The sequence below is a fragment of the Rhizobium sp. AG855 genome (assembly GCF_003610655.1).
Taxonomy (GTDB): Bacteria; Pseudomonadota; Alphaproteobacteria; order Rhizobiales; family Rhizobiaceae; genus Allorhizobium; species Allorhizobium wuzhouense.
Map to the genome: position 1 here is coordinate 490,765 of NZ_RAQG01000004.1, position 26,989 is coordinate 517,753.

26 protein-coding genes are annotated in these 26,989 nt (G+C 63.1%); 18 read left to right on the forward strand and 8 right to left on the reverse strand.

The window, feature by feature from the left end; translation table 11 throughout:
* Window positions 1-202: 202 nt before the first annotated feature.
* Window positions 203-901, reverse strand: a complete 699-nt coding sequence (locus DFO46_RS19125) for a Crp/Fnr family transcriptional regulator (protein WP_147412782.1) — start codon at window positions 899-901, stop codon at window positions 203-205.
* 486 nt (window positions 902-1,387) lie between these two features.
* Here DFO46_RS19125 and DFO46_RS19130 point away from each other — a divergent pair, with 486 nt between their 5' ends.
* The 7 genes from DFO46_RS19130 to DFO46_RS19160 all read left to right on the forward strand — a co-directional run bounded on the left by DFO46_RS19130 (window position 1,388) and on the right by DFO46_RS19160 (window position 10,497).
* Window positions 1,388-2,578, forward strand: coding sequence for an AGE family epimerase/isomerase (locus tag DFO46_RS19130; RefSeq protein ID WP_183041960.1), 1,191 nt, complete (start codon window positions 1,388-1,390; stop codon window positions 2,576-2,578).
* The gene (locus tag DFO46_RS19135) at window positions 2,578-4,110 is read left to right on the forward strand and encodes a phosphomannomutase (RefSeq protein WP_120278580.1); all 1,533 of its coding nucleotides are present in this window, start codon (window positions 2,578-2,580) and stop codon (window positions 4,108-4,110) included. Before DFO46_RS19130 ends, DFO46_RS19135 begins: the two co-directional genes overlap by 1 nt.
* A gap of 29 nt (window positions 4,111-4,139) precedes the next feature.
* On the forward strand, window positions 4,140-4,616 hold the full coding sequence (locus DFO46_RS19140; protein ID WP_110791061.1) for a MucR family transcriptional regulator: 477 nt from the start codon (window positions 4,140-4,142) through the stop codon (window positions 4,614-4,616).
* The gene (locus DFO46_RS19145) at window positions 4,613-6,463 is read left to right on the forward strand and encodes a type I secretion system permease/ATPase (RefSeq protein WP_120278581.1); all 1,851 of its coding nucleotides are present in this window, start codon (window positions 4,613-4,615) and stop codon (window positions 6,461-6,463) included. The genes DFO46_RS19140 and DFO46_RS19145 overlap by 4 nt, the downstream gene beginning before the upstream one ends.
* On the forward strand, window positions 6,460-7,755 hold the full coding sequence (locus DFO46_RS19150) for an HlyD family type I secretion periplasmic adaptor subunit (RefSeq protein ID WP_120278582.1): 1,296 nt from the start codon (window positions 6,460-6,462) through the stop codon (window positions 7,753-7,755). The genes DFO46_RS19145 and DFO46_RS19150 overlap by 4 nt, the downstream gene beginning before the upstream one ends.
* Window positions 7,756-8,164: 409 nt before the next feature.
* Window positions 8,165-8,614, forward strand: coding sequence for a hypothetical protein (locus tag DFO46_RS19155; RefSeq protein WP_120278583.1), 450 nt, complete (start codon window positions 8,165-8,167; stop codon window positions 8,612-8,614).
* Between the two features lie 194 nt (window positions 8,615-8,808).
* Complete coding sequence (locus tag DFO46_RS19160) at window positions 8,809-10,497, forward strand: AMP-binding protein (RefSeq protein ID WP_120278584.1); 1,689 nt, start codon at window positions 8,809-8,811, stop codon at window positions 10,495-10,497.
* A 58-nt stretch (window positions 10,498-10,555) separates the two neighbouring features.
* On the opposite strand, the gene DFO46_RS19165 is transcribed toward DFO46_RS19160, so the two are convergent.
* The 4 genes from DFO46_RS19165 to secA form a co-directional block, all read right to left on the reverse strand.
* Complete coding sequence (locus DFO46_RS19165; protein ID WP_245408895.1) at window positions 10,556-11,800, reverse strand: GNAT family N-acetyltransferase; 1,245 nt, start codon at window positions 11,798-11,800, stop codon at window positions 10,556-10,558.
* Between the two features lie 23 nt (window positions 11,801-11,823).
* On the reverse strand, window positions 11,824-13,218 hold the full coding sequence (locus DFO46_RS19170; RefSeq protein WP_110791055.1) for a lipopolysaccharide biosynthesis protein: 1,395 nt from the start codon (window positions 13,216-13,218) through the stop codon (window positions 11,824-11,826).
* Window positions 13,219-13,278: 60 nt separating this feature from the next.
* A complete protein-coding gene (locus DFO46_RS19175) occupies window positions 13,279-14,484 on the reverse strand; it encodes an acyltransferase family protein (protein ID WP_120278585.1) in 1,206 nt (401 codons plus the stop codon).
* A 235-nt stretch (window positions 14,485-14,719) separates the two neighbouring features.
* Window positions 14,720-17,422: a preprotein translocase subunit SecA gene (secA, locus tag DFO46_RS19180; RefSeq protein WP_120278586.1), complete on the reverse strand. Its 2,703-nt coding sequence runs from the start codon at window positions 17,420-17,422 to the stop codon at window positions 14,720-14,722.
* 245 nt (window positions 17,423-17,667) lie between these two features.
* Between secA and DFO46_RS19185 the strand changes: the two genes are divergently transcribed.
* The 6 genes from DFO46_RS19185 to DFO46_RS19210 all read left to right on the forward strand — a co-directional run bounded on the left by DFO46_RS19185 (window position 17,668) and on the right by DFO46_RS19210 (window position 21,683).
* Window positions 17,668-18,519, forward strand: a complete 852-nt coding sequence (locus tag DFO46_RS19185) for a peptidylprolyl isomerase (RefSeq protein WP_110791052.1) — start codon at window positions 17,668-17,670, stop codon at window positions 18,517-18,519.
* A 76-nt stretch (window positions 18,520-18,595) separates the two neighbouring features.
* Window positions 18,596-19,837, forward strand: a complete 1,242-nt coding sequence (argJ, locus tag DFO46_RS19190) for a bifunctional glutamate N-acetyltransferase/amino-acid acetyltransferase ArgJ (RefSeq protein WP_120278587.1) — start codon at window positions 18,596-18,598, stop codon at window positions 19,835-19,837.
* An 8-nt stretch (window positions 19,838-19,845) separates the two neighbouring features.
* Entirely contained in the window at window positions 19,846-20,616 is a 771-nt protein-coding gene (locus DFO46_RS19195; protein ID WP_110791434.1) for a GNAT family N-acetyltransferase, read from the forward strand.
* Between the two features lie 2 nt (window positions 20,617-20,618).
* On the forward strand, window positions 20,619-21,032 hold the full coding sequence (gene mutT / locus DFO46_RS19200) for an 8-oxo-dGTP diphosphatase MutT (RefSeq protein ID WP_120278588.1): 414 nt from the start codon (window positions 20,619-20,621) through the stop codon (window positions 21,030-21,032).
* A 98-nt stretch (window positions 21,033-21,130) separates the two neighbouring features.
* Window positions 21,131-21,451, forward strand: coding sequence for a hypothetical protein (locus tag DFO46_RS19205; RefSeq protein ID WP_120278589.1), 321 nt, complete (start codon window positions 21,131-21,133; stop codon window positions 21,449-21,451).
* Between the two features lie 58 nt (window positions 21,452-21,509).
* On the forward strand, window positions 21,510-21,683 hold the full coding sequence (locus DFO46_RS19210; protein WP_120278590.1) for a Flp family type IVb pilin: 174 nt from the start codon (window positions 21,510-21,512) through the stop codon (window positions 21,681-21,683).
* On the opposite strand, the gene DFO46_RS19215 is transcribed toward DFO46_RS19210, so the two are convergent.
* On the reverse strand, window positions 21,680-22,576 hold the full coding sequence (locus DFO46_RS19215) for a methyltransferase domain-containing protein (protein ID WP_120278591.1): 897 nt from the start codon (window positions 22,574-22,576) through the stop codon (window positions 21,680-21,682). The genes DFO46_RS19210 and DFO46_RS19215 overlap by 4 nt on opposite strands.
* 117 nt (window positions 22,577-22,693) lie before the next feature.
* Between DFO46_RS19215 and DFO46_RS19220 the strand changes: the two genes are divergently transcribed.
* Genes DFO46_RS19220 through DFO46_RS19240 form a run of 5 tightly spaced genes read left to right on the forward strand, consistent with a single transcriptional unit; the run spans window position 22,694 to window position 25,598 of the window.
* Window positions 22,694-23,413 carry a ComF family protein gene (locus DFO46_RS19220; protein WP_245422656.1) on the forward strand — a complete coding sequence of 240 codons (720 nt, stop codon included), beginning with the start codon at window positions 22,694-22,696 and terminating at the stop codon, window positions 23,411-23,413.
* 53 nt (window positions 23,414-23,466) lie between these two features.
* On the forward strand, window positions 23,467-23,721 hold the full coding sequence (grxC, locus tag DFO46_RS19225; RefSeq protein ID WP_120278593.1) for a glutaredoxin 3: 255 nt from the start codon (window positions 23,467-23,469) through the stop codon (window positions 23,719-23,721).
* 13 nt (window positions 23,722-23,734) lie between these two features.
* Window positions 23,735-24,592: a carbon-nitrogen hydrolase family protein gene (locus DFO46_RS19230; protein WP_120278594.1), complete on the forward strand. Its 858-nt coding sequence runs from the start codon at window positions 23,735-23,737 to the stop codon at window positions 24,590-24,592.
* Entirely contained in the window at window positions 24,589-25,017 is a 429-nt protein-coding gene (locus DFO46_RS19235) for a DUF1178 family protein (RefSeq protein WP_120278595.1), read from the forward strand. The genes DFO46_RS19230 and DFO46_RS19235 overlap by 4 nt, the downstream gene beginning before the upstream one ends.
* On the forward strand, window positions 25,014-25,598 hold the full coding sequence (locus DFO46_RS19240; RefSeq protein WP_120278596.1) for a DUF3291 domain-containing protein: 585 nt from the start codon (window positions 25,014-25,016) through the stop codon (window positions 25,596-25,598). Before DFO46_RS19235 ends, DFO46_RS19240 begins: the two co-directional genes overlap by 4 nt.
* Before the next feature lie 3 nt (window positions 25,599-25,601).
* Here DFO46_RS19240 and DFO46_RS19245 read toward each other — a convergent pair whose 3' ends face one another.
* Window positions 25,602-26,153 (reverse strand): DUF924 family protein, encoded by a 552-nt coding sequence (locus DFO46_RS19245; protein WP_120278597.1) that lies wholly within the window; start codon window positions 26,151-26,153, stop codon window positions 25,602-25,604.
* Window positions 26,150-26,905: a bifunctional 2-polyprenyl-6-hydroxyphenol methylase/3-demethylubiquinol 3-O-methyltransferase UbiG gene (gene ubiG, locus DFO46_RS19250; RefSeq protein WP_120278598.1), complete on the reverse strand. Its 756-nt coding sequence runs from the start codon at window positions 26,903-26,905 to the stop codon at window positions 26,150-26,152. The genes DFO46_RS19245 and ubiG overlap by 4 nt, the downstream gene beginning before the upstream one ends.
* Window positions 26,906-26,989 lie beyond the last annotated feature (84 nt).

Below are 26,989 nucleotides of genomic sequence, written 5' to 3' on the forward strand. Positions count from 1 at the left end.
CAAATAAAAGCGGCCACTACATCAACATTGGTTAACCAAAACGCAATTAAAATGTGAATTTTTTCAAATAAAAATGCGGCAGGCGAGACCGTCAGTCTCCCCCGCCGCCAAGGGCGACTTTTCGACGTTTTTATATATCTACAATCCGCCTGACGATATTTGCGACGTTTCTCAGGAGCGACCGGATTCGTCCGCCCGGAGGTCAGGCGGCGACGATCAGATCCTCGCCCAGTTTTTCCAGCATCGAGATGCTGTTCACCAGGATGCCGCCGCGGCTGGTGGCAATGACGCCGCGCCTGCCCATGTCGCCGATGATGCGGTTGAAGTGGATGTGGGTGACGCCGATGGCATCGGCGAGCAGCGACTGCGTGACCGGAATGAAGACAGGCCCGACCTGCCCGGCCGCTGCGGAAAGCCGGAGCGACAGTTCCTTCAGCAGCATGATCACGCGGGCCCGGGCATCCCCGCGCCCGAGGCTGGTGATGTGATTGCGCATGATCGCGTTCTGCTCTTCGGCCAGTGTCCAGAGGGCCTGGTTCAGGCCGACGACGCTGTTGCTGAGGCCGATCAGGCTCTCGCAGTCGAAACGGTCGATGCGAACCGGGGTCACGGCGGCGATGCCGTGATCGATCACTGTCGGGTAGATATGTGGATTGCAGATGTCCCCGGCGGTGAGGAACATGATGACCTGGCGGCTGCCGTCCGGCAGCAGGCGGTACCGCATCGCGAGGCCATGTCCGATCGTCAGCACATGGCGTACGCTGGTGCCCGCACCCAGGATTTCGCTGCCCTTTTCAAGACAGGTTGAGCGAAAACCGACAGAATCCAGGATCGGACTTGAGCGTCCGGACGACGGCAGCAGCTGTGCCACGCGCCGCATGAAAGGTGATACATGGTGCATTTTCCGACGTCCCCAACGCCAACATGTCAGACTGAAAATGGCTGCACTTCTCACTATGGCCGTTCGCCGCTGATCTCGACGCACGGAAAATCCCAGGTACAAGACGTGCCCAGACATGAGCCGTCTCTGTCCTGTTCTCTTGACTGTTTCCCCTGAGTTTCTTGTCGCGTTTTCCGATCGCGGGACCGGAACTCCGCATTATATTGCGATAAGTAAGTACGTGCCAGGCATCTGCACTGCTTATGACTGGATGATACTAAATCTGAGCATATGAACAAGTGTGTAAATAGATTTTTTAGGAATTGTTTTTTGGGTTTCATTAATCCATGTAAACGACGGACCGATTAATTGATTGGTAACGATAAGCTCCTTCCGAATGGGTGGAGTGAGAGCATGCGCACCAATGCAGTCTCGAATAGATTCAATCTTGGTTCCGATAGCAATTTTACACTGACTCTCGAAGACGCCGGTATGCAATTTCGGCGGATGCTTTTTGAAGATATACTCCCTCTCTGGTCGACTGTCGGCATAGATCGCGTTCGAGGCGGGTTTTGCGAAAGTATTTCCCGCGAGGGACGCATTCCGACATCGGCCCGGCGTGTGCGGGTGACTGCGCGGCAGGTCTACAGCTTCTGCGAGGCGGCGCGGCTGGGCTGGAACAAGACAGCGGCGGCAGCGTGTTTGCGGCACGGCTATCGCTTCCTTCTCAACTACAGTGCACCGGACGGGTTGCTGTTTCATGGGCTCAGCGACGACGACGCACTGGTCGATCAGGACCATCACCTCTACGATCAGGCGTTTCTGCTGTTTGCCTATGCGCATTCCTTCGCCCATCTCCAGGACGAGGATTATCGGCGGCGGGCAATGCTGACCTTGGCGAGCCTGCGCGAACGGCTCGGGCACCACGCTGGCGGCTTCAAGGACCACACGTCGACACCCTATCCGCTGCGCTCGAACCCGCACATGCATCTGCTCGAGGCAGCGCTGGCCTGGATGGCTGTCGATGCCAATCCGGTGTGGCGGATGCTCGCCGACGAGATCGTGGCTCTGTTCAAGAGCCGTTTCTATGATCCCGAGCACGGGGTCGTCCGGGAGTATTTCACCGCCGATTGGGATCCGATCGACGAGGACGGGCGGTCACGCATCGAGCCCGGGCACAATTTCGAATGGGCCTGGCTGCTGATCCGCTGGTCACAGGCGACCGGCGGCAAGATTGGTGACCGGGCGGAACGGATGGCCGCTTTCGCCGAGCAGCACGGCGTCGATCCCGGCCGCAGGGTTGCCGTGAACGAAGTCTGGTCGGACGGGCTGATCGCCGATGGTACGGCGCGGCTCTGGCCACAGACGGAGCGGCTGAAGGCCTGGCTTGCGCTGGCCGAAATCCGCGAGGGGGAAGAGCGGTGGCTCGCCGAGCAGAATGCGCTGGAGGCCTGCCATGGCCTGCTCGCCTATCTCGACGTCGATGCGCGCGGCACCTGGCATGACGTGATGCTGGAGGACGGAAGCTTCAAGACGGGCCCGGCCCCGGCCAGCTCGCTCTACCACATCATCTGTGCACTTGGCGAACTCGCGCGCTACCTGCAGCGGCAGTCCGGCCTCGGCGTGCTGGATCGGGATCTCGACCGCGGCGAGGTGCAGCCGCAGATGCCGGCGGGCATCGTGATGGGGATGTCGTGATGGATGCCGCTTCTTCGCTTGCTCATCCGTCGTCAACCTCCGCCTATCCCGCCCAGGGGGCCAGTTCCACGGCCCTTCCGGAGGGGCTGAAATTCGGAACCTCCGGCCTCAGGGGGCTTGTGACCGAGCTGGTCGGTCTGCCGTCACGCGCCTATGCAATCGGGTTCGTTCGCCATGCGCTGTTGCTCGCGCCGCAGACCCGGCAGGTGTTGGTTGGCCGTGATCTCAGGTCCAGCAGCCCTGCGATTTCGCAGGATTGCCGTGCGGCGATCCAGCATGCGGGGCTGATGGCGGTGGATTGCGGCGCCGTGCCGACACCCGCGCTGGCGCTGGAAGCGATCCGGCGTGGTTGCCCGGCAATCATGGTGACGGGAAGCCATATCCCCGATGATCGCAATGGGCTGAAATTCTATCTGCCGCAGGGCGAGATCTCCAAGGTGGACGAGATGGCGATCGCGGCGCAAGTGGCGTTGCTCGACGATCCGGCGCTTGAAAACCTGGCGCAGGCCGAGGTCATTGGCGACAGGCAGGCCGCTTCGATCAATGCGGCCTATATCGGCCGTTATGTCGACGTGTTCGGGTCGCGGAGCCTGAAGGGCCGGCGCGTTGCCGTCTATCAGCACAGTTCGGTGGCGCGCGACCTGCTCGTCGACCTCCTGCGCGCCCTCGGTGCCGAGGTGGAGCCGGTCGGCCGGGCCGCGCGCTTCATCCCGGTCGATACGGAAGCGCATGAGCCGGAGCTGGTGGCCTATATCGCGGAAGTGGCCCTGGCCGGGCGGTTCGACGCCGTGGTCTCGACGGACGGCGATGCGGATCGCCCCCTTGTTGCCGACGAAACGGGCGCGATCCTGCGTGGTGACGTCGTCGGTCTTCTGGCGGCCAAGCTTCTCGGTTTTCAGACCATCGTTACACCGGTGACCTCCGGCAGCGTGATCGAGCGCTCCGGTATCACCGCTGACGTGGTGCGGACACGTGTCGGCTCGCCTTTCGTCATCGCCGCGATGGAGGCAGCCGCCCTCTCCGGCAAGACCGGGATCATCGGCTTCGAGGCGAATGGCGGCACGCTGCTCGGCTCGGACGGCATCTGGCAGGGCCGCGCGCTCAGCCGGCTGCCCACGCGCGATGCGGTGCTGCCGATTTTGGCCGGGCTGCTGCTTGTCGCGCAATCGGCGCGGCCGCTTTCGGCCATTGTCGGCGATCTGCCGGTGGGACATGCGATGGCCGACCGGCTGAAGGATGTTGCCTCCGCCCAGTCGCAGGACTTTCTCGGCCGTCTCTCGCAGGACGAAGCCTTTGCGCAGACCTATTTCGACCCCGTGGGCAGCATACGCTCGGTCGACCGGCTGGACGGCATCCGTTTCGACCTGAAAGACGGTGCCGTCGTGCATTACCGGGCCTCCGGCAATGCACCGGAATTGCGATGCTATGTCGAAGCCCAGACCAAGGCGCGTGCATCCGACCTGCTCGCCTGGGGCCTCGAAGCCGCGCGTATCCAGCTCGACAGCAAGCGACACTTGCCCATTCAACGCTAATTCCGGGGCGGCAGAAATGCTGTGCGACAATGCAAAGAGACCTACTGCCGGAGGAGCCTCCTGAGGGAGCGACCGACGATATTTCCCCGGAAAGTGCCGTTGCGCTGACCGTCAATCTGGTGCGGGCCTATGTGGCCAATCACATCGTGCCGCCCACACAGCTGGCCAGCCTTCTGGAGCAGACGCACAGGACGGTCTTGAGCCTGTCCAATCTCAGGCCGGAGCCACCGGAGGGCAGCGTTCCTTTCGTTGCGCCGGGCGCGGAGCGGCTGGTCTGCCTGGAATGCGGCAAGGCGTTCCGGGCGCTCAAACGGCATCTGTCTGCGCAACACCAGCTGACGCCCGAGGAGTATCGCATGCGGTGGAACCTGCCGCCGGATCATCCGGTCACGTCGCCGGCCTATGCGGCCCAGCGCTCGAACATGGCCAAGGCGACAGGGCTCGGCAAACGCCAGCGGGGGCGGCCGCGCAAGGCCCGCCTGCAGGACGGGGAGGGGCAGGCATGAGCCGGCCTTTGTCGTCGACCGTTTCCCTGCCCCCATCCAAGGGGTCTCAGCGTCTCTGGCTTCGGGAAGCGCTTTCCCGGTGCCGCAGTGCGCTTGTCGGTGTCGCTCTGATCAGTGCCCTGATCAATGTGCTCTTCCTCAGCGGTCCGCTGTTCATGCTGGAAGTCTATGACAGGGTGCTGCCCAGCCGCAGTGTCCCGACACTGGTTTCTCTGTTGGTGATCCTGGTCGGTCTCTATGCCTGTCAGGGTTTGCTGGACCTGCTGCGCAACCGGATCCTCGCCCGTGTCGGCGCCTATGTCGACAGCATGGCCAGCGAAGCCTGTTTCGCCATGACGGCGGCAGGTCCGCTCAAATCGCGCACGAGCGCGGAGGGGCTGCAGCCGCTGCGCGACATGGACCAGATCCGCGCCTTCCTGGGCGGACCAGGTCCCAGCGCGCTCTTCGACCTGCCGTGGATCCCGCTTTATATGCTGATCTGCTTCGTCTTCCATTTCTGGATCGGCATGGCGGCGCTGACCGGCGCGCTTGTCCTGCTCTGCCTGACGCTGGCGACCGATCTGTCGTCGCGCCGAACCTCGCTTACGGCGACCGTGCTGTCGATGCAGAAATCGAGCATGGCGGAGGCGACATCGCGCAATGCGGAGGCGGTGCGGGTTCTCGGCATGGTGCCGCATCTGTCGGCCCGCTGGTCCGGGCTCAACGGCGCCTTCGTCGATACCCAGCTTTCTCTGAGCGACGTCGCATCGGGTTTCGGCGCCATGTCGAAGGCGTTCCGGATGTTCCTGCAGTCGGCGATCCTGGCGCTTAGCGCCTTCCTGTTCATCAAGGGCGAAGTGAGCTCGGGCATGATCGTGGCCAGCGGTATTCTGGTGTCGCGGGCGCTGGCGCCGGTCGAGGTGTCGATCGCGCATTGGCGCACCTTCATCGCGGCAAGCCAGAGCTGGCGTCGTCTGAGCAAGACCTTTGGCGGGCAGGCGCCGGCCGAACGGCTGGCCCTGCCGGCGCCGGTTGCGCGGCTCGATGTCGACAGTCTGGCGGTCGCGGCTCCCGGAAGCTCCAGCCTGATCCTGCAGAAGGCTGGCTTCAGCCTGCAGGCGGGATCGGCGCTGGCGGTGGTCGGGCCGAGTGCGGCAGGCAAGTCGACCCTGGCGCGCGTCCTGGTCGGCGCATGGCCGGCAACGCGGGGCTCGATCCGGCTCGACGGAACGCTACTCGACCATTTCGACCCGCAGATGCTCTCCCGGCATATCGGATACCTGCCGCAGGACCTGGAACTTCTGTCCGGCAGCGTTGCGGAAAATATTGGCCGCTTCGACGGCGCGGCAACGAGCGAGGCGATCATCGCTGCGGCGCGCACAGCGGGTGTGCACGAGATGATCCTGCGCCTGCCCGATGGTTATGACACGCAGATCGGGGAAGGCGGCAATGTGCTCTCAACCGGCCAGCGGCAGCGCATCGGTCTGGCGCGGGCGCTTTATGGAGATCCCTTCCTTGTCGTGCTGGACGAGCCGAATTCCAACCTCGACCAGGCGGGCGAGGCGGCGCTGACATCGGCCATCCGCCATGTGCGTGCCCGGGGCGGGATCGCCATCGTCATCGCCCATCGGGCCAGCGCGCTTGATGCCTGCGATCAGGTCATGCTGGTAAGCGAAGGGCAGACGCAGATGCTGGAGCGCAAGCGCGACCTGATCCGTCCGGTGCCGGCTTCGCCGCATCCGGCTGCCGCTGCGGCAGATAGCGCGGAGAGGCATGATGAAACCGGTGATGCGGGAACACGAGACGCGGGCGCCATTGCCATCGGCTCGACCGGAGATCGACGTCTCGTGATGGGAGAACGGGCATGAGTTCGGAACGCTCCCGCCTGCTCGCGCGCTCCATCCGCAGCAATCTCTTGCTGGCGACCGCAGCGCTTGCCTTGCTGACGACGGGGGGCGGCGTTGCGGCTACCGTCGAGATATCAGGGGCGGTCATTGCCGGCGGAACGGTGGTGGTCAATTCCGAGGTGAAGAAGGTCCAGCATCCGGCGGGTGGAACGGTCGCCGAAATCCTGGTGTCGAACGGGCAGCGGGTGCGGGCCGGCGATGTCGTGGCACGGCTCGACGCGACGGTGGCCGCGGCCAATCTCGCGATCGTCAGCAATTCGCTGGACGAGCTGGTGGCGAAACGGGCGCGGCTGCTGGCGGAGCGAGACGGGCAGGCGACCATCACATTCGATGCCGAATTGCTGGGGCGCAGCCAGGATGAGGGCGTCCAGCATATCCTGACGAACGAGACACGGGCCTTTGCCCTGCGTCGAGAGGCGCGCGAAGGGCAGAAGGCCCAGCTGCAGGAACGCATCGTGCAGCTCAGCGAACAGGTGACCGGTCTCGAAGAGCAGGCGACGGCGATGGACGTGCAGGTCGATCTCGCCCGCAAGGATCTCGCGCTTGCCCAGAAGATGTGGACGCAGAAGCTGGTGCAGTATTCCCGCCTCAACACGGCGCAGCGGGAAAAGGCCGACCTCGATGGCGAACTGGCCGGGATCCGGGCGAGCATCGCCCAGGCGAAAGCGCGAATTTCCGAAACCAATCTGGAAATCTTCCAGATCGATCAGCAATTGCGCGGCGATGTGGCGAAAGAGCTGAACGACGTCAGTTCGTCGCTGTCGGAGCTGAAGGAGCGCAAGGTCGCTGCGGAAGACCAGTTGCGGCGGCTGGATATCCGGGCGCCACAGGACGGGACGATCCATCAACTCAGCATTCACACGATCGGCGGGGTCATTCTGGCGCAGGAAACGCTGATGCTGATCGTGCCGCAATCGGACCTGCTGGTGGCGGATGTGCGAATTTCGCCGCAGGACATCGATCAGGTGCATATGGGGCAAAGCGCCTTCCTGCGTTTCTCCGCCTTCAACCAGCGCCTGACACCGGAGTTGAAGGGCACGGTCGAGCGGATCTCCCCGGACCTTATTGTCGATCCGCAGAGCCGCGCCGCTTATTACGAGGCGCGGCTGACGCTGGAGCATGACGGCAAGGATCTGGCATTGAAACCGGGCATGCCGGTCGAGGCCTTCCTGCGCACCACGGATCGGACCGTCGGCTCCTATCTCACCAAGCCCTTTACCGACTTCTTCTCGAAGGCCTTTCGGTCGGAATGAGGCGTCGATTGGGACCGGATACGGGCTGTCCGAGCCGGGGCCGTCAGCGGTTGGCAGGTGCGGTTTTGCGGGAGAGAGCATGCTGTTGCGCCTCCGTCGCTGGGCAGGTTCCGATGCGTTGGGCGGGTTTGTATTCGGGGGGCTGGGGCTGAGCGGCAGCGCGTACGGGGGATGATGCGTGAGCTGGAGTTCGGCTGAGGTTCCGGTCGGACGCGGCGCACAGGTTTGGCCAGGTTTGGCCAAGGATCTGGAAATCGGGAGGGGCGGCTCGTCGGCATTTTGCCTTCCGGTTGAAGGGATGGTGGCAAGCTGCTAGAGACGGCGACAGTGCGGCTTTGCGGTTTTGCAGCGCGTGGCCGCCTTCGGTGCTGTGACGCCGAAACACCCGATTTCAACGGAAGGCACTGGCATGACGACGTCCGGCAAGAAAATCCGTATCCCGCAGCCCGTCCTGCAGGTGAGCGTGGATGCGGCGTTGCTGCCGAAATCCCCGGTGAAGCCGGCAGGGGCCGTGGCTGCTCCCGGCTCGGACGGCAAGGCCCGCATCAATATTGTTGCTCCGATCGCGCCCAAGGCCGTGGCCTTGCGCCAGAACCTGCGGCAGCAATCGGTCAAGGCTGCCGTTGCCCGTGTGGACGCGGCCATCGAAGCCAATACGGTTTCGCCGACCGAGGCCAAGGCTCTGGTGCTGGCTCTGGCGGCGAAGATCGTCGGTCCTGGTGCTGCTGCCGAAAAGTGGTATCGCAGCCATCACCTTGCTGCGTTTGGCGGTCGCACACCGGCCCAGATGGTGCGCGCGGGCGAGCTGCCGGCGCTGGTTGCTCACATGAAGGGTGATGCGGCCAAGCCGAAGGGCTGAGGTTGCGATCACCGATCCGGATGCCGGCGCGGCAACAGGCGGCGATCTCCAGGCCGACTGGTCGTTGGGCGTTGATTGCAGTGTCCCTTGCCCCCTCATGTTCCCGCACCCCGTTTACGCTGTTGCGGGACAAACATTGTGCAGGTGCGAGATGGATGTTAGCACAGCCGGCATGAGGACACGGACCCCTTGCCATGCTGCTGACGCCTCGCGATAGCTTTGACGATCTTCGCCGCGATTTCCGTTGGGAAATCCCTGCCGATTTCAACATCGGGCGGGTGGTGGCCGATGACTGGGCGGCGCGCGTGCCGGATCAGGTCTGCCTTGAGCATTTTTCCCCGGATGGCCGTCATCTGTCGATGACCTATGGTGTGCTATCGGCGCAATCGTCGCGGTTTGCCCATGCGCTGACCGGGCTCGGAGTGCGGCGCGGTGACCGCGTGGCGCTTCTCCTGCCGCAATGTTTCGAGACGGTCATTGCCCATGTGGCCATCTACAAGATGGGAGCGATCGCGCTGCCGCTGGCGCTCTTGTTTGGCGAAGAGGCGCTGGAATATCGGCTGAAGGATGCGGGTGCCAGCGTTGTCGTCACCAACACGTTCGGCCTGTCGCGGCTCCAGCCGATCCGGACTCAGCTCACGGACTTGCGCGAGATCGTGTCGATTGACGGGCAAGGCGATGGTGTGCTCGGCTTTGCCGAACTTCTCGACGGCCGGCCTTCGGTCTTCGATGTGGTCGAGAGCGGACCGGATGAGCCTGCCTTGATGATCTATACCTCGGGCACCACGGGGCCGCCGAAGGGTGCGCTGCATGGGCACCGGGTGCTGGCGGGGCATATTCCCGGTTTCCAGCTGGCGCATGAATTCCTGCCACAGCCGGGCGACAAGATCTGGACGCCGTCCGACTGGGCCTGGGCGGGCGGGTTGCTCAATGCGTTGTTGCCGGCGCTGATGCTCGGCGTGCCGGTCGTCTCGTCGCCGGCGCAGAAGTTCGATCCGCAGATGGCCTTCCGGATCATGGCCGAGATGAAGGTGAAAAACGCCTTCATTCCGCCGACGGCGCTGAGGCTCTTGAAGGCGGTGGAGAACCCGCGGGCGCAGTATGATCTTGTCCTGTGCAGCATCGGATCCGCCGGTGAGTCGCTCGGGCGCGAAACCTATGAATGGGTGAAATCGGCGCTCGGCATCGTGCCCAACGAGTTTTACGGCCAGACGGAATGCAATTTCGTGCTGTCTTCGGCGGCGCATCTGGGTGTCACGAAGGGCGGCTTCATCGGCAAGGCCGTGCCGGGGCATGAGGTCGCGATCATTGATGACGCCGGTCGCGTGCTGCCGGCTGGCGAGACGGGGCAGGTCGCGGTACGCCGGCCGGATCCGGTGATGTTCCTCGGCTACTGGAACAATCCCGAGGCGACCGAGGGAAAGTTCGTCGGCGACTGGATGAAGACCGGGGATCTCGGGCGGCAGGACGAGGAGGGCTATGTGCAGTTCTTCGGCCGCGACGACGATGTGATCACCTCGTCCGGTTACCGCATCGGGCCGGCGGAAATCGAGGATTGCCTGAGCGGCCATCCGGCGGTTCGGCTGGCGGCGGTGATCGGCAAGCCGGATCCGCTCCGGACCGAAATCGTCAAGGCCTTCGTCGTGTTGCAGCCGGGTTTCGTGCCGGGCGAGGCGCTCGCTTCCGAGATCCGCGATTGGGTGAAACACAGGCTGTCGATGCATGAATATCCGCGCGAGATCGATTTCGTCGGAGAGTTGCCGCTGACCACCAGCGGCAAGGTGATCCGACGGTTTCTGCGGGATGGCGAGATCGCCAAGGCTACGGCAGAGCCGGCAAACATGGGTGTCGATTCCGTGCCCGCATCCGCGCGCAGAGGCTGAAACCGACGGTCTTCGGCAGCAATCTCTTGACCTTTAGAAGCCATGCCTGGATCGGCGATCAGCCGCCGAAGCGTCTGTTCAGCACCTTGTCGCGCAGGATGCGGGCGATGTTGCGGGTGTTGCGGTACATGTGCAGCTGCGCGCCGACCTGACGGACGTCGCGGTCGGTATTGGTGCGCAGGCCGATGACCAGTGTGCCCATCGGTTCGCGCTCCTTCCAGAAACGCGCCATGATCGGATGGTCGGGCATGGCGCAACTGTCCGTGCGCTGGATGTTGGCGTCGTCGAGATGCCATTCCGTGAGGTCTGCGACCAGCAGCTTGCCCGGCGAATAGCGGGCATAGGTTTCGTCGAAGGCGGTCTTCCAGGTATAGGCTTCGCCCGCCATGATGAAGACGACCATCGAGGCGATCGCACGACCGTTGAGATCAAGCGTGTGGATGCGGACCTGGTCGGCTTCGGCGAGATTGGTGATCGCTTCGCGGGCAAAGGCGGCGCGCAGGCGGTCATTGACCATGGCCGAGCGCTTGCGACCCTTCCAGCCGCTCGCTTCCAGGGCCAGGAATTCCTCCATGCGCAGGCGGATTTCCTCGGGCTGGCGGGCAACGTTGTAGATCACGGGGCCGAGTTCGGAGAGCAGGCGGAACTGGCGCCGCATCTCGCGCAGGTGGTTCTTGTTGAGCGTGCCGCGCAGATAGGTCTCGCCGTCCTCCAGGCTTTCCAGCATGGGGCGCTCGTAAGCATTGGTCACCGTCAGCGGCAGATCACGACCGATGGCGACGGCGCGGGCGAGCTGGGCAAAGCGGCCTTCCAGCCGCAGATCCGGGAGCACGATGACCCCGGGCAGCTTTGTTTCCGCGCGGCCAATCACCTCCAGAAGATTGTCAAACGTTTCGGCGGCACCCTCGGCGTCGACCAGCGGCGTGCCAAGCGGACCAAAGGGGTTCGACCAGACCCGTAGGATCGAGGGGCCGACGGAGAAGCCTGGCTTCTCGATCGAATAGGGAAAGAGCATACGCAGGCGCGAACGGCGCTCGTCCTCGTCCCTGATGACGGCAAGCCGGATCTGGCGCTCTTCCAGCCGCGGCATGGCCGGTGCCAGGAAGCGCGGGGCGAAGAAGACATTGGCTTCCATCACCCGATAGGTCAGGTGGTCCAGCTCGTCCTGCAGGTCATAACCCATCTGGCCGGGATAGATGCTGAGGCGGCGGCCGGGGCGGCCCACCGCATATTCGGCTTCAGCGCCATGGCGCATGTCGCCGCCCGTCAGGCTGCCGATCAGGCGGTTCGCGCCGCTGTTCATGCTTTCTGTGTAAACGCGATCGGTCATGCGGCTTTCGCCTCCATCCTGCGCATCAGGGCGAGCGGGTCGGCGAAGGCAAAGACGACGACGCCGAGGGCGCGACGCACGGCGAGGTGCAGCAGCAGGGCTTCGACGGCCATGGCCGATGCCGTGGCCGTTGCGGCGCCGGCGAGGCCGAGATGGGGTATCAGCGTCACGTTGAGGCCGATATTCGTGGCGAGTGCCAGGAAATAGACCCCGACGCAGAGTTTCTGCCGTCCGGCCATGGTGAGCAACATTTCAGCCGGGCCCACCATGGCTTTCGCCATGTTGCCGGCAAAGAGGATGACCATCAGCATGTAACCGGCCGTGAAGGCGGGACCGAACATGGCGAGCAGGAACTCTCCTGATAGAAGCACGACCGCGCCAACAGCAAGAGAGGGCCAGAAGGTCCAGCGGGCGGCCGTGCCGGCAAAGGCCGCGAGCCCCGTCCGGTCGCCTTCCGCCATCAGGGCGGAGAAGCGCGGCGTGGCGCCAGCCTTGACGGCGAAGAAGACGAACTGGACGAGCGCCATGGTCTTGGCGGCTGCGAAATAGACGGCGACCTGATCGGGGGGAAGGTAAAAACCGACGACGATGACATCGGAATTGGTCAGCAGGAAGCCGAAACCTTCAATCAGGAAGATCGGAAAGGCGACCCGGAACCAGGCAAGGAAATCGATCTTTCGCGCACCCTTTTCGTAGCGGCGCACCAGGCGGCGGTCGATGGTGAGAAACTGGCCGAGCGTGGTGACGTAAGTGGCAGCCAGAGCGGCCTGGAGGGCTGTGGTGGCCGTTGCCGGCGCGCCGAGGCTAACGGCCGTCAGCATGAAGACGAGGATCAGCGTCGGACGGATGATGTAGGTCGGGCTCATGGCCACCACCGGCCAGCGATTGGCACGTGCGGTGCCGTCGAGCACGTCGCCGAGCGCAATCATCGGCAGGGCGAAAAGGGCGAGGAAGAGGGGGACGAGGTAGTAGGCCTCGATCTTGTCGCCGAAGACATGCAGGGCAGCCAGACCGATGAGCACGAAGGTGCTGGCGCTCAGCATGGCAAAGACGCGGGCGGTCATGGTCAGGCCGCGGATCTCCGCTTCGGCCTTATCGAGATCGTATTGCGGCAGGAAGCGGATGAGAGCGGTGGGGAAACCGAGGCAGGAGAAATTGCCGGCGAGCACGACCAGCACCCAGACGAAGACGAAGATGCCATATTCGAACTCGCCCATCAGGCGGGCCTGGATGATCTGCGAGACGAAGGCTATGGCGGCGCTGAAGATGCGGATGGCGAAGGCGACCATGGCCATCAGCCGGGCACGGGACTGGTCGTCTTCAGCACGGAGCGCGCGGGCCAGAACCTGACCTGCGGGCAACCATTTCTCCGCTGCTTCCAGAACAGTCATCGTGACAAACGCAATACTTCTCACAGGGACGGGCGTGATCTGAGTGTTGACACATCAGGGTTAACGAAGTGTGCCCTCAACGGGGGTAGCCGATGCCGTCGTGGTGGTTCCGGGCCGCAGCGGGAGGCCGTTGAACAGGAAGAGTGCCAGGCGACTTTTGCGCAGAATCCTGTGCGCACCGTAGGACAGGCTGAGTGTCAGCAGGCAGACGATCGCGAACTCCAGCACGGGTGGCCAGGGGGCCAGCAGAAAGAGCGTGACCAGGGCATAGATCAGCGGATGATGCAGGAGGTAGATGGTGAAGGAGGCATCGACAATGCGGTCGACCGAGCGGTTCGGCCGGTTCCAGAAGCGGCTGGTACAGCCGATCAGAACGGCGCTCATCAGGATGGCGGCGAGCCCGTCGGCGGCATTGTAGAGGATTTCGAGGACCAGACCCGTTCTGCCCCGAAGCAGGGAGGCGGCGATGGCGGCAGCCGTTGCGGTGAGAGGCAAGATCCAGCCACCCTGCCAGACGAGGGTCGGACGCAGTTCCGGCACGGCGCGCAGGGCGACGCCCAGCAGAAAGAAGGGCAGATATCGCAGATAGGGATCGACCCCATGGGCCAGCAGGAAGGCAAGGCCCGATGGCTTTGCGAGGAAATAGGAATGCGACAGGGCGATCGCGATTTCCCAGGTCATGGCGAAGGCGAGGACTGCCGGAAGAAGAAGCATGCGGCGCTGGGCCAAAGCGCCTCCTGCCTGGCGAAGATGCCGGATTGAGCCGTTTGCCTGGACCAATGCCAGGGCGAGTGCAACCAGCGTGCTATAGGCCAGAAGTGCGGGCAGGAACCAAAGATGCATGATCCAGCCGAAGCCCGGATGGGTGACGTCGTAAGCTGCCTGGTGCATGGCCTGAGGCATGGACAGGGCGCCGTTCAGGGCATCCTTCAGGTCGACGAAAAAGAGTTGCGGCGGAGCGAGCAGGACGAGGCCGGTGAGGAAGGGGACGCCGAGGCGGACGAAACGGCCACGCAGCCACTGCAAAGGCGGGCGACGGGCGAGCAGCATGGCGGCGAAATAGCCGGCGACCATGAAGAAAGCCGGCATACGGAAGGTGACGAGGAAGCCGCTGAGAAAGGTCAGGGTCTCGCTTTTGTCGAGCGACTGCACATCCCAGAGAACCCGCGTGTTGTAGGCCATGGCCGCGTGATAGGGGATGCCGAGCAGCATCAGAAGCGCCCGCAGGGAATCCCAGTGATGCTCGCGTTCCGCCATACCTGACATGGCTTCGCTCCCGTAGGGGACCGCACTGGAGAGCCAGTCGCCCCGATCTCGGGCGGCACTCTTGCAGGTAAAGGTTTAGAAACCATCAAGCGGGAGATCACGTGGCCGCTGAGGGCGCCGAGGCCCTTTCCCGCTCAGGCCTCGTTTCGTCACCCATCTCAAATGCGAAACGCCCGCGCTGGCAGGCACGGGCGTTCCGAAATCGGGTTGAAACCGTTGAAACGGCCTTTCTCGATCAGGCGCTTTCGAAGGCGCCGTGGCAGTGCTTGTACTTCTTGCCGGAACCACAGGGGCAGGCCTCGTTGCGACCGACGGTGCCCCAGGTCGTGGGATCCTGCGGATTACGGTCCTGCGGCGGAACCTGGGCGCCTTCGGCAAAGTCGTCCTCGCCGGTGGTGGCATCAAGGTGGTGGCCTTCCATGACCGGCGGCGGGGTCGGGGCAGGCGGGGCTTCACGGACCAGCTCCACACGCGACATCTGCGTGGTCACGGCGTCGCGCAGGTTGGCGAGCAGGGCCTGGAAGAGTTCGAAGGCTTCGGCCTTGTATTCCTGCAATGGATCGCGCTGGGCATAGCCGCGGAAGCCGACGACCGAGCGCAGATGGTCGAGGTTGACGATGTGCTCGCGCCACAGGTTGTCGATGGTCTGCAGGACGACGGAGCGCTCGACATAGGCCATCAGCTCGGCGCCGAAGCGCTCTGCCTTGTCGGCATAGGCCTTGTCGGCGGCTTCCATGATGCGGTTGTAGATGTCGTCCTCGGCGATGCCTTCTTCGGCCGCCCAGGCCTCGATCGGCAGGTCGAGGTTGAGGGTCACGGCGACCTTCTGCTTCAGGCCGGCGACGTCCCACTGCTCGACATAAGCCGTTTCGGGGATATGGATGCCGACCATGGTCTCGATGACTTCGTGGCGCATGTCGGTCACGGTCGCGGATACGTCAGGCGCATCCATCAGCTCGATGCGCTGCTCGAAGATGACCTTGCGCTGGTCGTTGATGACGTCGTCATACTTCAAGAGGTTCTTGCGGATGTCGAAGTTGCGGGCTTCGACCTTCTTCTGGGCGCGTTCGAGTGCCTTGTTGATCCAGGGGTGAACGATGGCTTCGCCATCCTTCAGGCCGAGCTTCTGCAGCATGCCGTCCATGCGGTCGGAGCCGAAGATGCGCATCAGGTCGTCCTGGAGCGACAGGTAGAACTTCGAGCGGCCGGGGTCGCCCTGACGGCCGGAGCGGCCGCGCAGCTGGTTGTCGATGCGGCGGCTTTCGTGGCGTTCGGTGGCGATGACATAGAGGCCGCCGGCTTCGAGCGACTTCTGCTTCAGGGCGGCGATTTCAGCCTTGATGGCTTCGGCCTTGGCATCGCGCTCCGGACCCGGCTCTATTTCGGCCAGTTCATGCTCGAGGCGCATTTCGAGGTTGCCGCCGAGCTGGATGTCGGTACCGCGACCGGCCATGTTGGTGGCGATCGTGACGGCACCGGGCACACCGGCCTGGGAGACGATATAGGCTTCCTGCTCGTGGTAGCGGGCGTTCAGGACCTTGAAGTCCTTGAAGCCGGACTGGCTGAGCATGGTGGCGAGCAGTTCGGACTTTTCGATCGAGGTGGTGCCGACGAGAACCGGCTGGTTGCGCTCGTTGGCGGCCTTGATCTCTTCGATGATCGCCTTGAACTTTTCTTCGAAGGTCCGGTAGACCTCGTCGTCCTCGTCGATACGCTTGATCGGCAGGTTGGTCGGGACTTCGACCACTTCGAGGCCGTAGATATTGGCGAATTCTTCGGCTTCCGTTGCCGCCGTCCCGGTCATGCCGGCCAGCTTCTTGTACATGCGGAAGTAGTTCTGGAAGGTGATCGAGGCGAGCGTCTGGTTCTCGGGCTGGATCTGGACCTTTTCCTTGGCTTCGAGCGCCTGGTGCTGGCCTTCCGAATAACGGCGACCCGGCATCATGCGGCCAGTGAATTCGTCGATGATGACGATTTCGTCGTTGCGGACGATGTAGTCCTTGTCGCGCTGGAAGAGCTTGTGGGCCTTCAGTGCGTTGTTGATGTGGTGGACGATCGCGACGTTCTCCACGTCATAAAGGCTTTCGCCCTTGAGCAGGCCGGCTGCGCGCAGAAGGTTTTCGAGCTTTTCGGTGCCGACCTCGGAGAAGTTGGCCGAGCGCTGCTTCTCGTCGATCTCGTAGTCTTCTTCCGACAGAACCGGGATGAAGGCGTCGATGGTGTTGTAGAGTTCCGAACGGTCGTCGAGCGGGCCGGAGATGATCAGCGGCGTGCGGGCTTCGTCGACGAGGATCGAGTCCACTTCGTCGACGATCGCGAAGTTATGGCCACGCTGCACCATCTGGGCGCGCTCGTACTTCATGTTGTCGCGCAGATAGTCGAAGCCGAGTTCGTTGTTGGTCGCGTAGGTGATGTCGCAGGCATAGGCTGCGCGGCGTTCGTCGTCGGACAGGCCATGGACGATGACGCCGGTGGTCAGGCCGAGGAAACCGTACATCTTGGCCATGGTGGCGGCGTCGCGGCGGGCGAGGTAGTCGTTGACGGTCACGACATGCACGCCCTTGCCGGCGAGCGCGTTGAGGTAGACGGCCAGTGTGGCGACCAGCGTCTTGCCTTCGCCCGTCTTCATTTCGGCGATGGAGTTGTCGTTGAGGATCATCGCGCCGATCAGCTGTACGTCAAAAGGACGCATGCCGAGCGCGCGGCGGGAGCCTTCACGGGCCACGGCGAAGGCCGGAACAAGGATGTCGTCAAGCGTCTTGCCGGCGGCGAGCTGAGCACGGAATTCCACCGTCTTTGCTGCCAGTTCTTCGTCGGAGAGCGCCTTCATCTTCTCCTCGAGGGCGGCGATTGCGGCCACCTGAGGCTGATAGGAGCGAACCCGGCGTTCGTTTGACGAGCCGAAAATCTTTCGCGCAAGTCCACCAAGACTGACCATATCGATGGTCCTTTCTGACCTTCGTCATAACGTTGACCCACACTTCCGGCCCTTATGAGCACAGAGGAATAGGCGCAATGCGTCCCGAAACTACTCTGGACGCGAGGTTGCGTGACAGATAAGAGGGGGGTCGAATGATGTCAACGGCGCAGGGCGATTGGAAAGACCTGCATTTGTCGGGCGTCTGACAATTTTTTGCCTGATTCGAACGGTCTTCAAACGGTTCACCATCCGAAAGGTCTTTCATGCTTCGCCTCAATAAATTCGTGCTTGCCGCCTGCGTATCGCTCATCGCCTTCCAGGGTGTCGTCGCTGCTGACGATGCCGTGGTCGCCAAGGTCGGCTCCCTGGAGATCAAGCAGTCCGAGCTCGACCTCGCCATCGCCAATCTGGACCCGCAGCTTGCCCAGCTGCCCGATGAGCAGAAAAAGGTTGCCGCCCTGTCCGGCGCCATCGACGTGAAGCTGCTGGCGGCCAATGCCGAGGCTGCCGGTCTGAAGGATGATCCGGACTATCAGCGTCGCATGGCCTACATCGCCGAGCGCGAACTGCACAACGCCTTCTTCAAGAAGAACGTGGTCGATGCCGTCACCACCGAAGAGGTCAAGGCGCGCTACGACAAGGAAGTGGCAGCCCTTCCGAAGCAGGAAGAGATCCGCGCCCGCCACATCCTGGTGAAGACGGAAGAGGAAGCCAAGGCGATCATCGCCGAACTCGACGCCGGCAAGAGCTTCGTTGATCTGGCCAAGGAAAAGTCCACCGACCCGAACAAGTCGGAAGGCGGCGATCTCGGCTACTTCACCAAGGGCCGCATGGTTCCGGAATTCGAAGAAGCAGCCTTTGCTCTCGAAAAGGGTGCCTACACCAAGACCCCGGTCAAGACCCAGTTCGGCTTCCACGTGATCCTGCTCGAAGACAAGCGCGAAGCCGCTCCGCCGGCATTCGAAGCCGTCGAGCAGCAGGTTCGTCAGCTCGTCATGCGTGACAAGTATCTTGCCCTGATCGAGAAGGCCAAGACCGAACAGAAGGTCGAGATCGTCGACGAAACCCTGCGCAAGGGTTATGAAGAGGCGAACAAGCAGGAACAGCAGCAGTAAGCTGCTGCCGCCTTCGATACATTATCTTTAGAAAAAGGCCCGCAGTTTGCGGGCCTTCCATTACAGGCCAGGCACCATGTCTTCCAGCATTTCTCCGCTCGCTCCGAAATCCTATGCCGACATGCCTGTCATCCGCGGTGTGCGGATGGCGACGGCGGCAGCGGGTATCAAGTACAAGAACCGCACCGATGTGCTGCTGATGGCTTTCGATACGCCGGCTACGGTCGCAGGCGTCTTCACCAAGTCGAAGTGCCCTTCGGCGCCTGTGGATTTCTGCCGGCAGAATCTCGGCCATGGGGTTGCCCGTGGCGTGGTGGTGAATTCCGGCAATGCCAATGCCTTTACCGGCATCAAGGGAAAGGCTGCGACGGACCTCACGGCAAAGTCTGCGGCATCCGCACTCAGCTGCGGCGAGAACGAGATCTATCTGGCTTCGACCGGCGTGATCGGCGAGCCGCTGGATGCCACCAAGTTTGCCGGCGTGCTGGACCAGATGGCCACGGATGCCAAGGGCGATTTCTGGCTGGAAGCGGCCAAGGCAATCATGACGACGGATACCTATCCGAAGGTTGCGACGCGTTCGGCTCAGATTGACGGCGTGACGGTCACGATCAACGGGATCGCCAAGGGGGCCGGCATGATCGCGCCCGACATGGCGACCATGCTGTCCTTCGTTGTCACCGATGCCGCCATTTCCTCGTCTGCCCTGCAGGCGCTGCTTTCGGCCGGCGTCGAGCCGAGCTTCAATTCGATCACCGTCGACAGTGATACCTCGACCTCCGACACGCTGCTGCTGTTTGCGACGGGCGCTGCAGCGGCTGATGGCCAGGCGACCGTCGAAAACGCGGATGATGCGCGTCTTGGTGAGTTCCGGCAGGCGCTGAACGATCTGCTCAAGGATCTGGCGTTGCAGGTGGTCCGCGACGGCGAAGGTGCGCGCAAGATGGTGGAGATCACCGTCAAGGGGGCGGAGAGCGATCTGGCGGCGAAGAAGATCGCGCTGTCGATTGCCAATTCGCCGCTGGTCAAGACGGCGGTTGCCGGTGAGGACGCAAACTGGGGCCGTATCGTCATGGCCGTCGGCAAGTCCGGCGAGATGGCGGACCGCGACCGGCTGGCGATCTGGTTCGGCGACGTGCGCGTTGCCGTCAATGGCGAGCGGGACCCGGATTATTCCGAGGCTGCAACCACGGCGGTAATGGAGAAGGAAGACATTCCTGTGACCGTCGATATCGGGTTGGGCTCGGGCACGGCGACCGTCTGGACCTGTGACCTGACCAAGGAATATGTCGCCATCAACGGCGATTACCGGAGCTGATGGCCGGAATGCAGGTAAACGTTTCCGATCCGAACCTGCCGCTGGTGCGGCGCCTGGAAGCCGTCGGCTTTCGCGCCTGGCCGGCGAGCAGCGTGGTCTATGACGGCAGCTGGCAGGTGCGGCTGACGGGGAGCCATCCGTCGAAGCGGCTGAACTGTGTTGTTGCGCTCGATCCGTCCGACCATCGCGACATCCCGTTGCGGATCGAGAAGGCCAAGCGGCGGTTCGAGGCGCATGGGCGGCCGCTGATGATCCGGCAGACACCCCTGTCGCCGAAGCAATTGATCGATCATCTGGCGGCGGAGGGCTGGGAGTGCTTCGAGGAGGTCGTGACGATGACCTGCGATCTGACGACGCTCGAGCTTCCCGATACCATGGATCATCTGCCGACGCATGACATCGGTCGCTACGTCGATGCCGATATCGCCGTGCATGGGACGGACCCTGCCTTGAAGCCGGCGCTGGCCGAGATCATTACCAGCATCAAGCCGCCAAGTGGCCTCTTTGTCATCGAGGACCCCGAGAGTGGGCCCGTGGCTGCGACGCTCTGCGTGCAGGACAATGATCTCGCGGGGGTCATGTCGCTTGCGGTGCGCTCCGACAAGCGTGGGCAGGGGCTGGGCGTCGAGATCCTGAGCACGGCGCTGCGCTGGGCCAGGATGCGCGGTGCACGCACCGCCTGGCTGCAGGTCGTCGCGAACAACGAAGCGGCCCTTTCGCTCTATACCAAGATGGGTTTCAGCGAAGCCTATCGCTATCACTATTGGCGGAAGGCTTGAGCATGAGCGACGAGAAGAGGCCGATCCTGCTGGTGGCCGCCTGCGCGCTTGTCGATACCGACAACCGCATTCTTCTGGCGCAACGGCCCGAGGGCAAGTCGCTGGCCGGATTGTGGGAGTTTCCCGGCGGCAAGGTCGAGGCTGGCGAGACGCCCGAGGAAACGCTGGTGCGTGAACTCAACGAAGAGCTGGGTATCGTCACCAAGGTTGCGTGCCTGGCGCCGCTCACATTCGCCAGCCACACCTATGAGCGCTTTCACCTGCTGATGCCGCTCTATATCTGCCGACGTTACGAGGGGATTCCCCAAGGGCGCGAAGGCCAGGCGATCAAGTGGGTTCGAGCCAAGGCGTTGCGCGACTATCCGATGCCGCCGGCCGACGAGCCGCTGATCCCGTTTCTCCAGGACCTTCTGTGAGCGGTCGCGAATTCTTCGGGCGTCGTTAACACAAAGTTTATACCCCGCACCGCAATATACGCTCTGTTCATGCGTCGTAAACGTGTGTGGAGCGTATCATGGTAAACGAGGATTTCTGGAAGGCCGCACGGTCAAGAGAGCGGTCTTCGATCAAATCAGGCCGGACCGGTGTTCTGAATATCGCCCTGCTTTTCGGCACGGCTGCGATCGCCCTTTCGCTCGTCCTGACGCCGATGCTTGCTTCCAAGACCGACCGCAAGACCCTGGCTTTCCAGCCTGATGACTACGACATGATCACCACAGGTTCCATCCCGAAGGGCGATCCCGGCAAGCGCTACACGATCCGTCGTAGCGTGCTTCAGGAAACGCCCGGCTCCGTCTGTATCATCGACGGTTATGTTTCCGGCCAGGCCTGTTAACCACCACCGTGCCGGGAGCGCTGCGCGGCAGGCTCCGGGTCGATCGCCAGGAGACCGCATGCGTCTATTGCGTCAGATGATCGCCGACCAGAGCGGCGCGACCGCGATCGAATACGGATTGATTGCCGCAATCATGAGCGTTGCCCTGATCAGCGGCTTCGGCGTCCTGAGCGGGCGTGTGCAAAACGTCTTCGAAACCGTGACGGCGACGATCACGGCCGCCTGGAGTTAATCTTTACTTTGCTTGGCTGATGGCACTGACCTGTTCGGGTTCAGCGCATCGGCAAGCCGCATCTTGGCGGAGCCAGGCTTCAGCGGCTTCTGCTGGCTTTCATGCGGCGCCCAGCCCGAAACGAAGACGATCGAGAAGGTGGCACGGATGCGGCCATCCGGATCGCCATGCCGTTCGGCATAGAGTTCGGCGGCGCGCATGAAGAAGCGGCGGGAGACCGGGCGGCGGCTTCGGCCGATCAGCGGATTGCCCATGCCCATGGCTTTCAGATCGCGCATCAGCGCGAAGATGTGGTCGTAGCGGACCGTAAAACTCTCCTCATCGATGACAGGCAGAGCGAAACCCGATCGCTGCATGAGCGCACCGATGTCGCGGATGTCGGCAAAGGGCACGACGCGGGGGCTGGCGCCGCCATAGATTTCGGTTTCGGCCGCCAGCAGCACATCGCGCAGTTCGGCAAGTGTTCCGGCACCCGGGATGGCGGCGAGCAGCAGGCCATCGGGCTTCAGGGCGCGGCGCATCTGGATCAGCATGCCGGGCGTGTCGTTGGTCAGATGCAGGGAGAGCGGCGAGAGGATCAGGTTGACCGACTGGGGCGCGAGCGGGACGCTCTCGAAATTGGTCACGCTTCCGGCTGTGCCTGCCAGCAGGGCCGCATCGGTTTCGACACGTTCCAGATCTGCAATCTTGCCGGTGGCAAGCGCCGCCTCTGCCGTCAGCCCCGTGCCGCCGAAGAGTTCGACCGCCTTGTCGAAGCGCCGTTCGACGATGGACAGGCGGTCGGCCAGTTCGCGCGCTGTCAGCTCCAGCAGGAAATCGGCCCCTTGCGCTCTCTGTGCCCAGGCGCGGCTGCGGTTGCGGGCGATGAGAGCTTCGTCGAAAATTTCATTCATGGCGGTCTTCCCTGGCTGACGCGGATTGGCTCTCTGCCCCGGCAGGCGTAAAGTCATCGCATGCTCGCTCACTTAGTGCAGAAATCGCTGTTCGTCAGCCTGGATCGTTCCGGGACGATGCTGCGCGGGCTTTTTCATCTGGTTTATCCGCCGACCTGTGCGCATTGCCATGTGCAGACCCTGACGCACAATGCGCTGTGCAGCGACTGCTGGTCGACATTGCGGCTGATCGAGCGGCCGTTCTGCGAGGTGCTTGGCCTGCCCTTTGCGCATGATCCAGGCGAGGGCATGCTGTCGCCCGAGGCGATCACGCATCCGCCGGTCTTCGACCGGCTGCGGTCCGTTGCGCTGCATGAGGGGGTGGCGCGGCATCTGGTGCATGGGCTGAAATATCGCGACCGGACCGATCTCGCGCCGATGATGGCGGCCTGGATGGTGCGGGCGGCATCAGCCGAGATCGTGGCGGCTGACGGCATCGTTGCGGTGCCGCTGCACCGGATGCGGATGTTCCGGCGGATGTTCAACCAGTCGGCGGAGCTGGCGCGGCATGTCGGGCGGCAGGCAGGGAAACCGTTTTTCGCCGAGGCGCTTGTCAGGCGCAAGCGCACGCAGCAACAGGTGGGGCTGACAGTCAACCAGCGGGCGCTCAACGTGCGCGGTGCCTTCGTGGTACCGGACGGGCGGGAAGACCTGGTGTTCGGGCGGCGTCTGGTGCTGATCGACGACGTCTATACGACCGGGGCGACGGTCGGTGCCGCGACCGCTGCCCTGAAAAAGGCAGGGGCTGCGGATGTCACTGTTTTGACCTTTGCAAGGGCTTTGTCCGGGCCTATATGAGGGGTCCGGTCCTCTCCAGCACAGTCCCGTGCCCATCTTCTGCGGAGTTCTTCATGGCGGATGTCATTGTCTATACGCGTCAGTTCTGCGGCTATTGCGCCAGCGCCAAGGCGCTGCTCGACAAGAAGGGCGTGAGCTATGTCGAGCATGACGCGACCGGCAAGCCGGAGCTGCGCGAAGAGATGATCTCCAAGTCCGGCCGCAACACCTTCCCGCAGATCTTCATCGATGGCCAGCATGTCGGTGGCTGTGATGACCTGCATGCGCTTGATCGGGCCGGCAAGCTCGATCCGCTTCTCGCTTTGTAAGGAACAGAGACCCATGGTGTTCAAGGCCGCTGCCGTCCAGATGTGTTCCGGGGTCGATCCGGAGAAGAATGCGCAAGCCATGGCGCGCCTCGTGCGCGACGCGGCCGCCAAAGGCGCGATCTATGTGCAGACGCCGGAGATGACCGGGGCCGTGCAGAAGGACCGCGCGGGTCTCGCCGCTGTTCTGCGCGACGAGGAAAACGACCTGATCGTCAAGGCAGCGTCGGATCTGGCGAAAGAGCTGAAGATCCACCTGCATGTCGGCTCGACCGCGATCAAGCTTGCCGATGGCAAGATCGCCAACCGGGCCTTCCTGTTCGGACCTGATGGCGCGAAGATCACCTCCTATGACAAGATCCACATGTTCGACGTCGATCTCGACAATGGCGAGAGCTGGCGGGAAAGCGCCGTCTATCGGCCGGGCGACCGGGCAGTCGTGGCGGATCTGCCGTTTGCCAAGCTCGGCTTCGGTGTGTGTTACGATGTGCGGTTTCCGCACCTGTTCCGGACCGAGGCGATGGCCGGTGCCGAGATCCTGACGACACCGGCGGCCTTCACCAAGCAGACCGGCGAGGCGCATTGGGAGATCCTGCTGCGCGCGCGCGCCATTGAGAACGGCGCCTATGTAATTTCGGCGGCGCAGGCCGGCGTGCATGAAGATGGTCGCGAGACTTTCGGGCACTCGATGATCGTCGGCCCCTGGGGCAAGGTTTTGGCGTCGGCCGGCGGGTCGGGCGAGGCTGTCGTTATCGCAGATATTGATCTTGAAGCGGTCAAGGCCTGCCGTGCAAAAATCCCGAACCTGAAGAACGGCCGCGACTTCCAGCTCGATATCGCGCCGCAGCTTGCCAAGGGAGGCGTGACGGTTTGATCCGCTATTCCCTCAGCTGCGAAAAGGCCCATGAATTCGAAGGCTGGTTTTCGGAAAGCGCCGAGTTCGACCGGCAGAAGGCAAGCGGCTTTCTGACCTGTCCCGTCTGCGGATCGGGCGAGGTGTCGAAGGTGTTGATGGCGCCGTCGGTAACAACCGCGCGGCAGAAGGAAGGCACGCAGGCGCTGGCCGTTTCTGCAGCGCAAAAGCTGGCGATGAGCAAGCTGAAGGAAGCCATCCAGGAAATCCGCGCCTCCAGCGAGGATGTCGGCGAGAAGTTTCCCGAGGAGGCGCGCAAGATCCATTACGGCGAGGCGGAAGCCCGCGGTATCATCGGCCAGGCCTCGCCGGTCGAGGTGAAGTCGTTGATCGAGGAAGGTATCGAGATCGCGCCGCTGCCGGTCTTGCCGGACGAGGCGAATTGACGTCGGCGGACCATCACCTTGCGATCTACAATTTCGGCATCCATGTCGATGCCGCCGAAAGTGCTGCGGTGCGGGGATTTGCTCTCAGAGAGCCGATGAACTTTGCGGCGGCAGAGCGGGCACCGGGGTTTGTCGCACGGTCCGGCTACAAGGGCGTCCCGGGACCTCGGAGCTGGGGACCGCTCATCTTTCCGCGCTTCCTGACCGAGCAATCCGGCGGTGCCGCGGTGTCGTCGCTCTCGCTCTGGCACGACCTCGAGAGCTTGATGGCCTTTACCTATACCGGCGTTCATGCCGATGCCATCAAGCACGCGCGCCACTGGAATGTGGTGCAGAAATGGCCGCCGATGGTACTGTTCTGGGTGCCTGCCGGCAGGAGGCCGGATTGGCAGGAAGGGGCAAAACGGCTCGAAATGCTTTTCGACAACGGCAGCGGGCCGCAGTGCTTCACCTTCAAGGAACCCTATGATCCGAATGGGCGGCCCGCCGAGATTGATCGCGCCTTGGTCAAGCAATTGGCGGCGGAAAATTTGGCCGCTCAGGGCGCGCTTCTCGACGCCGTCCTCAAGCTGCCTGTCTGACCTTCACCCCTTGAAGCCATCATTGTCGAGATAGGCCTGTTCCTCGGCTGTCGTCTCACGCCCCAAGGCGGCGTTTCTGTGGGGGAAGCGGCCGAAGCGTTCGATCAAGTCCAGATGCACGACCGCCCATTTCAGCGTCTCAGCGTCCCCCGTTTCGTCCCGGTGCTTTTCGAACAGCGACACGCTGTAGCGCTGGTCCTCGATGTCTTCCGAATGCTCGAAGGGCAGATAGAAGAAGGGGCGCAGGATTGGCTCGACCTTCTTGTCGAAGCCTTTGGCGAGCGCAAGGCGGGCCGTGGTCCGGGCGAGCGGATCGGTGGCGTAGGAATGGCCGCTACCGCGGAAGAGATTGCGCGGGAACTGGTCGAGCAGAAGCAGCAGCGCGAGCGTGCCAGTCGGGGTCTCTTCCCAATGGCTCAGGGCGCAACGGGATGCCTGGAAATGGAGATCGGCATAGTCAGCCTCGATCTCCGCATCCAAGGCTTCGTTGCGCGAAAACCAGGCTTCGGGACCGTGGCGCAGCCAGCACTCGATGACGGCCTCAGGGGAACTCATGCCGCCACTCCGGGGCGGCTTGCCAGCACCATGTAGTTCACGTCGATGTCGGACGAGAGGTTCCACTGGTTCTGCAGCGGATTGAAGAAGACACCCTTCATCTCGACGACGCCCATGCCGCTCAGGGCGAGCGGGCCTTCGATCTCTTCCGGGCGGACCAGCTTCTCATACTGGTGCGTGCCGCGCGGCAGCCAGCGCAGGACATATTCGGCGCCGACGATGGCAAGGGCGGCCGCCTTCATTGTGCGGTTGATGGTGGAGACCAGCATCAGGCCGCCGGGGCGGACCATGGAGGCGCAGCTCGACAGGAAGAACTCGACATCGGCGACGTGTTCGACCACTTCCATGTTGAGGACGATGTCGAAGGTTTCGCCGGCGGCGGCCAGGGCTTCGGCGGTGACCGCGCGGTAATCGACCTCGACGCCGCTCTGGGCCGAATGGGTCATGGCGATCTTGATGTTCTTTTCCGAAGCGTCTGCGCCAAGCACGCTTGCACCCATGCGGGCGACGGGTTCTGACAGAAGGCCGCCGCCACAGCCGATATCGAGGATGCGCAGGCCTTCGAGCGGGCGATGGGCCTTTGGATCGCGGCCGTAATGGGCCGATACCATGTCCCTGATATAGGCGAGGCGTACCGGATTGATCTTGTGCAGCGGCTTGAACTTGCCGGTCGGATCCCACCACTCGGCCGCCATGGCGGAAAAGCGGTCGACCTCGGACTGATCGATGGTGGTGCGTGCGTCTGCACTCATGACGGAAAAAACCTCCTGGCGACACTTGGTTCTCCAAGTCGTCCTGATGCCGCCCAAAGTCAAGAGTGTGGGAGGTCGCAGGCC

Bases quoted from the DNA above. Each gene is read 5' to 3' on its own strand.
- DFO46_RS19220 (WP_245422656.1), top strand. From the start codon at position 22,694: ATGCTGCGCGGGCTTTTTCATCTGGTTTATCCGCCGACCTGTGCGCAT.
- grxC (WP_120278593.1), top strand. From the start codon at position 23,467: ATGGCGGATGTCATTGTCTATACGCGTCAGTTCTGCGGCTATTGCGCC.
- DFO46_RS19230 (WP_120278594.1), top strand. From the start codon at position 23,735: ATGGTGTTCAAGGCCGCTGCCGTCCAGATGTGTTCCGGGGTCGATCCG.
- ubiG (WP_120278598.1), bottom strand. From the start codon at position 26,905: ATGAGTGCAGACGCACGCACCACCATCGATCAGTCCGAGGTCGACCGC.
- DFO46_RS19175 (WP_120278585.1), bottom strand. From the start codon at position 14,484: ATGTCAGGTATGGCGGAACGCGAGCATCACTGGGATTCCCTGCGGGCG.
- DFO46_RS19205 (WP_120278589.1), top strand. From the start codon at position 21,131: ATGGTAAACGAGGATTTCTGGAAGGCCGCACGGTCAAGAGAGCGGTCT.
- DFO46_RS19165 (WP_245408895.1), bottom strand. From the start codon at position 11,800: ATGAACAGCGGCGCGAACCGCCTGATCGGCAGCCTGACGGGCGGCGAC.
- DFO46_RS19195 (WP_110791434.1), top strand. From the start codon at position 19,846: ATGCAGGTAAACGTTTCCGATCCGAACCTGCCGCTGGTGCGGCGCCTG.
- DFO46_RS19245 (WP_120278597.1), bottom strand. From the start codon at position 26,153: ATGAGTTCCCCTGAGGCCGTCATCGAGTGCTGGCTGCGCCACGGTCCC.
- DFO46_RS19150 (WP_120278582.1), top strand. From the start codon at position 6,460: ATGAGTTCGGAACGCTCCCGCCTGCTCGCGCGCTCCATCCGCAGCAAT.
- DFO46_RS19215 (WP_120278591.1), bottom strand. From the start codon at position 22,576: ATGAATGAAATTTTCGACGAAGCTCTCATCGCCCGCAACCGCAGCCGC.
- DFO46_RS19130 (WP_183041960.1), top strand. From the start codon at position 1,388: ATGCTTTTTGAAGATATACTCCCTCTCTGGTCGACTGTCGGCATAGAT.
- DFO46_RS19160 (WP_120278584.1), top strand. From the start codon at position 8,809: ATGCTGCTGACGCCTCGCGATAGCTTTGACGATCTTCGCCGCGATTTC.
- DFO46_RS19185 (WP_110791052.1), top strand. From the start codon at position 17,668: ATGCTTCGCCTCAATAAATTCGTGCTTGCCGCCTGCGTATCGCTCATC.
- DFO46_RS19170 (WP_110791055.1), bottom strand. From the start codon at position 13,218: ATGACTGTTCTGGAAGCAGCGGAGAAATGGTTGCCCGCAGGTCAGGTT.
- DFO46_RS19210 (WP_120278590.1), top strand. From the start codon at position 21,510: ATGCGTCTATTGCGTCAGATGATCGCCGACCAGAGCGGCGCGACCGCG.
- argJ (WP_120278587.1), top strand. From the start codon at position 18,596: ATGTCTTCCAGCATTTCTCCGCTCGCTCCGAAATCCTATGCCGACATG.
- DFO46_RS19145 (WP_120278581.1), top strand. From the start codon at position 4,613: ATGAGCCGGCCTTTGTCGTCGACCGTTTCCCTGCCCCCATCCAAGGGG.
- DFO46_RS19140 (WP_110791061.1), top strand. From the start codon at position 4,140: ATGCAAAGAGACCTACTGCCGGAGGAGCCTCCTGAGGGAGCGACCGAC.
- DFO46_RS19135 (WP_120278580.1), top strand. From the start codon at position 2,578: ATGGATGCCGCTTCTTCGCTTGCTCATCCGTCGTCAACCTCCGCCTAT.
- secA (WP_120278586.1), bottom strand. From the start codon at position 17,422: ATGGTCAGTCTTGGTGGACTTGCGCGAAAGATTTTCGGCTCGTCAAAC.
- mutT (WP_120278588.1), top strand. From the start codon at position 20,619: ATGAGCGACGAGAAGAGGCCGATCCTGCTGGTGGCCGCCTGCGCGCTT.
- DFO46_RS19125 (WP_147412782.1), bottom strand. From the start codon at position 901: ATGCACCATGTATCACCTTTCATGCGGCGCGTGGCACAGCTGCTGCCG.
- DFO46_RS19155 (WP_120278583.1), top strand. From the start codon at position 8,165: ATGACGACGTCCGGCAAGAAAATCCGTATCCCGCAGCCCGTCCTGCAG.